At 63.9% G+C, this 4372-nt stretch carries 4 protein-coding genes and 1 pseudogene; 3 read left to right on the top strand and 2 right to left on the bottom strand.

The annotated features are described in order from the left end of the window. The coding region (locus WBF82_RS21015) for a crotonase/enoyl-CoA hydratase family protein (protein WP_424384861.1) at positions 1-823 on the top strand (823 nt) is incomplete at its 5' end. A gap of 3 nt (positions 824-826) precedes the next feature. Here the strand turns inward: WBF82_RS21015 and WBF82_RS21020 are convergent. Both WBF82_RS21020 and WBF82_RS21025 read right to left on the bottom strand, forming a co-directional pair. Further along, complete coding sequence (locus WBF82_RS21020) at positions 827-2539, bottom strand: cytochrome c biogenesis protein DipZ (RefSeq protein WP_424384863.1); 1713 nt, start codon at positions 2537-2539, stop codon at positions 827-829. Positions 2540-2570: 31 nt separating this feature from the next. Further along, positions 2571-3110 (bottom strand): fasciclin domain-containing protein, encoded by a 540-nt coding sequence (locus WBF82_RS21025; RefSeq protein ID WP_424384864.1) that lies wholly within the window; start codon positions 3108-3110, stop codon positions 2571-2573. 261 nt (positions 3111-3371) lie between these two features. Here WBF82_RS21025 and WBF82_RS21030 point away from each other — a divergent pair, with 261 nt between their 5' ends. Further along, a complete protein-coding gene (locus WBF82_RS21030; RefSeq protein ID WP_424384862.1) occupies positions 3372-4160 on the top strand; it encodes a DUF1295 domain-containing protein in 789 nt (262 codons plus the stop codon). A 35-nt stretch (positions 4161-4195) separates the two neighbouring features. Further along, a pseudogene (locus tag WBF82_RS21035) lies at positions 4196-4372 on the top strand (RNA polymerase subunit sigma); the annotation flags it as partial.

The following is a 4372-nucleotide window of genomic DNA, read 5'->3' on the forward strand; positions in this document are numbered from 1 at the left end:
CCTCAACACCATCGTTCCGCCCATGCCCGACGAGATCGAGGCCGCCGTCGGCCTGGCCGAGCGGAACCCGGAAATCAAGGTGATCGTGCTGCGTGGCGCCGGCCGGGCATTCTCCGGCGGCTACGACTTCGGTGGCGGCTTTGCGCACTGGAGCGAGGCGATGAACACCGGCGGCCAGTGGGATCCCGGTAAGGACTTCGCCATGGTCACCGCTCGCGAGACTGGGCCGACCCAGAAGTTCATGGCGATCTGGCGGGCGTCCAAGCCGGTGATCGCCCAGGTGCACGGCTGGTGTGTCGGAGCGGGCAGCGACTACGCGTTGTGCGCCGACATCGTCATCGCCAGCAACGACGCCGTCATCGGCACCCCCTACAGCCGAATGTGGGGCGCGTACCTGACCGGCATGTGGCTGTATCGGCTCAGCCTGGCGAAGGTCAAGTGGCACTCGTTGACAGGCCGGCCACTGACAGGTGTGCAGGCCGCCGAGGTCGAGCTGATCAACGAGGCGGTCCCCTTCGAGCGGCTGGAGGCCAGGGTCGCCGAGGTCGCGGCCGAGCTGGCGCGAATCCCGTTGTCGCAGTTGCAAGCTCAGAAGCTGGTGGTGAATCAGGCCTACGAGAACATGGGCCTGGCGTCGACCCAAATGCTGGGCGGCATCCTGGACGGATTGATGCGCAACACCCCCGAAGCGCTCGACTTCATCCAGACCGCCGCCACAAAGGGTGTTCGGGTTGCAGTAGAGCGTCGCGACGGGCCGTTCGGCGACTACAGCCAGGCCCCGCCGGAGTTTCGGCCCGACCCGTCGCACGTCATCAAGCCATAGCGATCAGCCGTAGGTGAAGGAAAACGCCTGCAGCCCTTTGCTTAACTGCACGTCGAGTAACCCGCGGGCTACGTCGTTGCCCGTCACGATCCGGTGTGCGGTGGGCGGTCCACTGATCGGCATCGTCGTCGTTTTCCCGTCACGCACGACCGTCATCGTGCCCGTTCCGCCGACGACGATATAGACGTTTTTGGCGCGGTAGTTCAGCTTGATGCTCGAAATGTCGCCGTCGGCGGTCGTGCCCTCATAATCCAGTGTCCACGGTCCCTGCAGGGCGAAGGTGTCGTCGGGCACTGACCGCGGGAAGGTAAAGTTCCGCCGTCCCTTGTCGTAGCCGCCGTCTCCGGCGTAGTTGACCATCTTGCCGACACCGAAATACGTTTCGGGAGTCAAGCCTCCCTCCGGTGTCGTATCTGCTGCGTCCACCGGCGGCGGCAGTGCGACTTTCGGTCGCACACTTGTGATCAGCTCGCGGATCAACTTCTCGGTGCCGTTGTAGTCGCCTTCGCCGAAGTTGACGTGCCGGACGATACCGCCTGCATCGATCAAGTATTCAGCCGGCCAGTACTGGTTTCGGTAGTTCGTCCACGTCGAGTAGCTGTTGTCTACGGCGATCGGGTAGGTGATGCCGATGTCAGCCGCACCCTTTTTCACGTTGCCGGTGACCTTTTCGAACGCATATTCCGGGGTGTGCACGCCGATGACCTCGAAACCGTCGCCGTGATACGCCTTGTACCAGCCTTCAACGTGGGGGATGGCGCGCTGGCAGTTGATGCAGGAGTAGGCCCAGAAGTCGACCAGCACCACCTTGCCCCGCAACGCGTGCAGGTCAATTGGCTTGTCCCCAGGGGTGTTCAGCCATGCGGAAATGCCCTTGAGGTCGGGTGCGGCGCCGCAGTTCTGTAGCTGCACGGAGCCGCTTGCGCAGTTGGACAATTGCTTGTTCTGGTCGTTGACAATGCCGCCGAGCTCTTCCTGAATCTGTTGCCCGTTGGCCAGCTTGTTCTGCAGCGAGCCGGTGTAGTCGGGAATGGCTCGCTGCAGCACTGCGGGCAGGTTGAACACCAGCGCTATCGCCAGCAGCAGGGTCACCACCCCTGCCGTGATGCGGATCTCGCGTTGGTGACGACGAAACGCACTGACCCGCTGGGTAACTCGTTGCCCGGCCAACGCGAAGAACAGCAGCGGCACTGCGGTCCCCACAGCGAAAGCCACGGTGAGGATGACAACGGGCACACCGATGTTCGCGGTGGCGCCGGCCACCACAATCGCGGCCAACACTGGGCCGGCGCATGGCACATAGAGCACACCGAGGGCCAGGCCGAGACCAAAACCATTGCTACCGGCGGCGATCTGCTTTTGCGGGATGCGGGAGAACGGCCGCTCCAGCAGCTGCTCGAAGCGCGGGAAGATCAAGCCGAGACCGATTGCGACTAACGCGGCCAGCGCGACCCAGCGAATGGCATCCTGCGGCAGGTGCAGCAGCGACAGCAAAGCTGAGCCGATCAGCGTGACCAGACTGAAGCTGCACACCAGGCCGCCGATCACCCGATAAGGCCGCGAGACTTGATGTTTCGGCTCAACCGCAACCGCGACCGCCCCTTCGGAAATTCCGGATGTGCCGGCGAAGAAGATCACTGGCAACACCGGAAGCACGCATGGCGAGATGCCAGTGATCAGCCCTCCGATTAGACCGATCAGCGCCAGCGACACCATGTTCACTATTCGCTACCACACTCCTGGTGGATTACCGGTTGGGCGGGGTCAGCACGGTGTCGATCATGTACACCGTCGCGTTGGCGGTGTGCACGCCTCCGCATACCAGTCCCGCGTCGTCGACTTTGAGGCCATTCCCCTGGCCGGTCACCTTCACCTCAGCACCCTGCAGCGTCTTGTGAGCGCCGTCAACGGTGTTCGGGCTTTCCTGCCCTTGCACCACGTGATAGGTCAGGATGCTCTTCAACATGTCGGCGTTGGTCTTGAGCTCGTCGATCGTGCTCTGCGGCAGCTTGTCGAATGCGGCGTTGGTCGGCGCGAACACGGTGTACTGACCGTTGTTGAGGGTGTCGACCAGGTTGACATTCGGGTTCAGCTTGCCGGAAAGTGCGGCGGTCAACGTCGACAGCATCGGGTTGTTCGAGGCCGCCGTCGCGACCAGGTCCTGCGACATTCCGGTGACCGACGCAGGACCACTGGGATGCTGGGCGGAGTAATCCGCGCATCCAGTACCGATCAGGTTGGCCGCGGGCATCGTTGCGCTCGTGGCGACGGGCGCCATCGTGCTCATGGCCGGAGGCGGGCTAGTCTGCTGCGCGGACTGAGATTTGTTGCTCGAACACGCCGAGAACCCCAGGGCTGCAATCGCCGCCAGGCTCACCGCGAATGTCTTTGCGTGAACATTCTTCATCTTGCTTCAACTCCTTTTGTTCGGTCGGATAGTTGCTTATTCGGAGCGGTTGACGGCATGGATGGCTTTTGGGTGTCGCGTCATCCGCTCGACCGCCCGCTCCGAATACTCAAATATGCGAGAGTCGTTCGAATGCGGGCCATGATCGTCGACTTTGCTGTCGTCTCGGGCGCATCGGTCGCCGCACTGGTGGTGATCCATGCGGTCACCTTCGCGATCGGCCGCCGCATCGGGCGCTACAACGTCGTCGACGTGGCCTGGGGGCTGGGGTTCATCGCGGTCGCGATGGTCGCCGCAATCCTCGGCGACGGCGACGCGTCACGCCGGTGGCTGCTGCTAGCGCTGGTCGCGGTCTGGGGTCTGCGGCTGAGCGGATACCTCTACCGGCGATCGGCGGGCCAGGGCGAGGATCGGCGCTACGCCGATCTGCTCCGTGGCGCCACGCCGGCGCAGATTGTCCGCAAGGTTTTTCTGCTGCAGGCCTTCGCGACCTGGTTCATCTCGTTGCCGCTGCAGCTGTCGGCGGTCATCGGTCCCACGCCGGGGCGCTGGCTGGCCGTCACGTTGGCCGGCGTTGCGCTGTGGGTCACCGGCCTCGCCTTCGAAGCCGTCGGCGACCACCAACTGCGGGCCTTCAAAGCCGACCCGGCGAATCGCGGTGAAGTGATGGACCACGGCCTATGGGGGTGGACACGTCATCCCAACTACTTCGGCGACGCGTGCGTCTGGTGGGGTCTGTGGCTGATCACGATCACCGGGTGGTGGTCGCTGCCGACTGCGCTGTCTCCGTTGCTGATGACCTACTTTCTGGTCGCCGTCACCGGTGCCCGGCTCACCGAGAAGTACATGGCGGACCGCCCCGGTTTCGCCGAATACCAGGCACGGACATCATTTTTCCTCCCCCGTCCGCCCCGATCGACACGAAAATGACGACTCTCGTCGCGGAGCGGCTAGGCTACCGGTCGATGACCGGACCGCGGCAGGGCCACGACCTGGACGCATTGCTGCACCGGGTGGCGCGCCGCGACGCCGACGCGTTCGCCCGTTTCTACGACCACACCAGGGCCCGGGTTTACGGGCTGGTGGCACGCGTGCTGCGCGACTCCGGCTACAGCGAGGAGACCACCCAGGAGGTCTACCTG

Origin of the sequence: Mycobacterium sp. (assembly GCF_049673265.1) — a bacterium.
In the GTDB taxonomy this organism is placed as follows: domain Bacteria; phylum Actinomycetota; class Actinomycetes; order Mycobacteriales; family Mycobacteriaceae; genus Mycobacterium.

Excerpts from the sequence above, each read along its gene's own strand:
- WBF82_RS21020 (WP_424384863.1), bottom strand. The coding sequence starts at position 2,539 with ATGGTGTCGCTGGCGCTGATCGGTCTAATCGGAGGGCTGATCACTGGC.
- WBF82_RS21025 (WP_424384864.1), bottom strand. The coding sequence starts at position 3,110 with ATGAGCACGATGGCGCCCGTCGCCACGAGCGCAACGATGCCCGCGGCC.
- WBF82_RS21030 (WP_424384862.1), top strand. The coding sequence starts at position 3,372 with ATGATCGTCGACTTTGCTGTCGTCTCGGGCGCATCGGTCGCCGCACTG.